2 protein-coding genes and 1 tRNA gene are annotated in these 2,892 nt (G+C 70.2%); 1 reads left to right on the plus strand and 2 read right to left on the minus strand.

Features of this window, described 5'->3' with window-relative positions:
- The first annotated feature begins 447 nt into the window (after positions 1–447).
- Positions 448–1,152, plus strand: a complete 705-nt coding sequence (locus tag A612_RS06280; protein WP_019373661.1) for a DNA/RNA non-specific endonuclease — start codon at positions 448–450, stop codon at positions 1,150–1,152.
- 106 nt (positions 1,153–1,258) lie between these two features.
- Here A612_RS06280 and A612_RS06285 read toward each other — a convergent pair.
- Both A612_RS06285 and A612_RS06290 read right to left on the minus strand, forming a co-directional pair.
- Positions 1,259–1,334: transfer RNA gene (locus tag A612_RS06285), tRNA-His, on the minus strand.
- 81 nt (positions 1,335–1,415) lie between these two features.
- On the minus strand, positions 1,416–2,892 hold a 1,477-nt coding region (locus A612_RS06290; protein WP_141630333.1), incomplete at its 5' end, for a peptidylprolyl isomerase.

Consider the following 2,892-nt stretch of genomic DNA (forward strand, 5'->3'; position numbering starts at 1 on the left):
GAGCCGGTCGGCGTGCCGGGCGATCCGGCCCGCAAGGCCGAGGCCGGCAATGCGGCCCCACGCCAGCGCCCGGGCAGCGACAAGGTGGTCTACACCGGCCCCCGCGGCGGACGCTATACGATAGGGCCCTCCGGCCGCAAGAACTACCTTCCCCGGGACAAGCAGTAGATCGGCCCGCCCACCGCCTTTCCCCTGCCGGACCAGTGACCGGCGGGCGATGCCGTATCCGGCGGCGCGGCCGGGCTGCCTTGGCCGCACCCGCCTGCGCGCCGCGTCCGGGGCCGGAAGCCGGCCCCTGCCACCACCATGCGCCCCAGACGAACACCGCCGCTTCGCAAACCGACCCGCCGCCGCACCCGGCCGGCGGCGCCCCGACCGCCCCGCCTGGCGGTTTCGTTTTTCACGGCCTGCGTCATTGCCTTCCAGCTCGCCAGCTGCGGCATCCCCGTGCCCTCTCCCGGGCCGGCTGCCCCGCCCGCCGGAGCGCTGCATGCCACCGCCTTCTCGGAGTGCCCTCAGTTCTTCGCCCGGGGCCGCCCCCCGGCGGTCCCCGCCGCACCCCAACTGCGCGAGCTGTGCTATGACAGCTTCGCCATCCTGCACTCTGGCCAGACCCGCACGCCGGTGCTGGTCGCGCAGCGCCTGAACCGGCGGATGCTGCAGCAGGGGCGCCACATCCAGCGCACCGACCGTTTTTTTGCCGACGCCCGGCTGCCCCGCAGCGAGCGCGCCGAACTGCAGGACTACCGGGGCTCGGGCTATTCGCGTGGCCACATGGCCCCGGCTGCGGACATGCCCAACGCCACGGCCATGGCGCAATCCTTCAGCCTGGCGAACGTCGTCCCCCAGGACTCCCGCCACAACAGCGGCCCCTGGGCCAAGGTCGAGGCGGACACGCGCGCCTACGTGATGCGAGCGCGGGGCGATGTCTTCGTCATCACGGGCCCGGTGTTCGAGCCAGGGGCGAAGCGGATCGGCAGCAACCGGGTCGCCGTGCCGTCGCACCTGTTCAAGCTGGTCCATGATCCGTCCACGGGGCGCAGCTGGGCGCACTGGCAGCAAAATGCGCCGTCCGCGAAGGTGGAGCGGCCGATCAGCTATGAGGAGCTGGTGCGCCGCACCGGGGCGAACTGGCTGCCCGGCGTGCGCTGAATGGAACGGGGCCGGGCACAGCGCGAAGACGCGCTGCAATGCCCCTGCCTGGCACCGCACAAACAAAAACCCCGCCATCTTCGGACAGCGGGGTTTTCTTGTTATCTGGGGTGGCTGATGGGACTCGAACCCACGACAACAGGAATCACAATCCTGGACTCTACCAACTGAGCTACAGCCACCGTAGCCCCGCATTATAGCGCGGGAAAATGCACTTTCCGGCTTGGGACTGCAATTCCGTCAGCCCCGCCGCGTGCGCGCGGTCAATCCTCCTGCAGCGCCGCCCCGGCCGCCGGCCGAGGGGCCTTGATCTGCACCTTGAAACGCTGCTTGAGCAGCTCGTAATACGCCAGGGCCTCGGCGTTCCCCCAGGCCTGCGCGTACTGCTGGCGCTCCGCCGCGCGCCGTGCCTCGTCCAGCCCCTCGCGTGCGACGATGCGGTTGAGCTTCACCACGGCATAGCCCTCTGGTCCGAGGTCGACCCCCACCCAGGACGGCAGCGCGTCCACCGGCGCATGCAGCGCGGCATCGACGATGGCGCGCGGCTGGCCTCGCGCCTCTTCGCGCGAGATCACCTGCGGCGCCGACAGCCCCGTGGCCGACTTCGGGTCCGCCTTCCAGGCGGCCAGCCGCGCCTCTCCCTCCTGGCGGGCAAGCTCCGCCGAGCGGGCCGCCAGGAACAGCGTGCGCGCCCGGTCCTGGGCCTGCTCCAGCGGCAGCGTCATGGCGGGTTGGTAGGCCGTGATGCGGCCAGCCACCAGGGTGCTCGGAGCGATCTCGACCGCCTCGGTGTTGCGCTTGGATTGCAGCGATTCCGGCTCGAACAGCGCCTCCAGGAAGCGCGCGCTGGCCAGCGGCCCCTCCGCGCCCGGGGCGGGCTGGCGCGCCACGGCGTCGGCGGTGTGGATCTTCAGCTTGAACTTTTCCGCCACCGGCTGCAGGCCCTCCGCCTGTTCGTACACGGCGTTCGCGAAGGACTCCGCCATCTCGGCAAACTTGCGCTGCGCCTGCTGCTGCAGCAGATCCGCCTCCAGCGTCGGGCGCAGTTCCTCGAAGCTCGGCTCCTTGGGAGCCTTCACGTCGGTGAGGCGGATGATGTGGTAGCCGAAGTCGGTCTCCACCACGTCGCTGATCTCGCCCTTGGCGAGCCCGAAGGTCGCATCCTCGAAAGGCTTGACCATGGCTCCGCGGCCGAAGAAGCCCAAGTCGCCTCCGGCCTCCGCCGAGCCGGGATCCTGCGAATTCTTGCGTGCCAGCTCGGCGAAGCGATCCGGCGCCTCGCGCAGCTCGGCCAGCAGCTGCTCGGCCCGCTCGCGCGCCTGGGCGCGTTCCGCGGCCGGAGCGTCCTTGGGCGCATTGATCAGGATGTGGCTGGCGCGGCGCTCCTCCTGGCCGGCAAGGCGCGAGAGGTTTTCCTTGTAGTAGGTGCGCAGATCGTCCTCGCTCAGCGTGATGCCCGACTTGACGGCGTCCAGGTCCAGCACGACGTATTCCACCGAGGCCTGCTCGGGCTGGCGGAATTGCTCCGGATGGCCTTCGTAGTAGGCCTTGACCGCCGCGTCGTTCACCTCCACCTTGGAGGCGAAGTCGGTCGCCTTGAAGCGCGCCACCTGGATCTCGCGCTGCTGCAGCAGGGCATCGAAGGCCAGGGCCGACTCGCACCCGTACCTTGCTTGGCGCGCTCGTAAGCGACGAATTGCATGATGAAGACTCCTGTTGGGGCCGGCCGCGACCAGCTCG

Source organism: Melaminivora alkalimesophila (assembly GCF_000282995.1).
Lineage (GTDB): Bacteria > Pseudomonadota > Gammaproteobacteria > Burkholderiales > Burkholderiaceae_C > Melaminivora > Melaminivora alkalimesophila.